The organism is Vibrio sp. 1457 (assembly GCF_033340195.1).
In the GTDB taxonomy this organism is placed as follows: domain Bacteria; phylum Pseudomonadota; class Gammaproteobacteria; order Enterobacterales; family Vibrionaceae; genus Vibrio; species Vibrio alginolyticus.
In genome coordinates this window covers 1-1,161 of the sequence record NZ_JAWOWA010000113.1, presented here as the reverse complement: position 1 = coordinate 1,161, position 1,161 = coordinate 1, and the positions used below count along the sequence as shown (strand labels likewise).

Genomic DNA, 1,161 nt, shown 5'->3' with positions numbered 1-1,161 from the left:
CAGTCGTCTTCATTCATTACCACGTCCAGACGCCAGTGCAGCTTATTCTCCACGTGCCAGTGGTTTCGGATTGCTGTGGCGAACTTCTCTGCGGTTAAATCAGCAGAACTGATATAATATCTGACCGTCATTTCTGGCTCTTTCTTTTGTTCTGCTATTATGGACCGAAAGGAGACTGCGACGCATAATTTCTTTAGCCCTTTCCATTCAAACGTGAAATCAATAAGTTCATCAGGGACATCGCAAACAATATGAAGACGGATTTCTTCTCTGCCGTGACTCTTTTCACTGATTGCGTAACTGTCATGCTCTGGATTATTTAATTCTTTCAGCGGAAATTTTTCCTCAAAGGCTTTATTTAGCCGCCCCTGGTTTCCTTTTACCGCGAATAAATAATCACCTCCCTGTTTTTGTATCTTCTCTGCAATATCTTTCTGGCAACCCATCGCATCAGTTGTGATGATTTTTCCTTTAATATCCAGCATGTTAAGAAGTTCTGGAATAGCTGTGATCTCATTGGATTTCTTATCCGTCTTGATCTGTCCGATGACCAGACTGTGCATTGTTGAGAACGCACTAATGACATGAATCGCTCCCCTGCGGCGACTCTTGTCATAAGAGTGCCGGAGCGTTTTTCCATCAATTGCGATGACGTCTTTATCATCTGAAGAATGGCAGTCACGCATCCAGTTAATAAAGCACTCGTGAAATTTTGCAGGACTGATACAGGATACAACTCTGGCAATAGTATCGTGAACAGGAATACCATTTTCAAAATCACCATATTGCTTCAAGAAATCGAGATGTGTTTCCCCGAAATCCTCTATATCTTCCCAACCTTCTGCACCAGAAATAACGGCACAAATAGTCAACAGTAGAATATCTGACAATTTATGTTCTACTTTCCAGGCTTGTCTGTAATCGGGGATAATAGAAATATGTTCCATCAATTTTTTAAGTTCCATTTTGTTCTCCTTAATTATGTAAGAAGTATTTGATCATGTATAAGCAATAAAAAACAGCTTCAGGTAATAAGGAATATCTCAATTTTTAAACATAAAATGCGAATTATTTAGTACAAAAAAGTAGCGTTACGTGATCTTTCCCTGGGATACAACTCTGGCAATGGTATCGTGAACAGGAATACCATTTTCAAAATCA

General features: G+C 39.5%; 1 protein-coding gene. It reads right to left on the bottom strand.

The annotated features are described in order from the left end of the window. The coding region (locus R7Z41_RS24130) for an ISAs1-like element ISEc1 family transposase (protein ID WP_318141654.1) at positions 1-965 on the bottom strand (965 nt) is incomplete at its 3' end. Between the last annotated feature and the right edge of the window lie 196 nt (positions 966-1,161).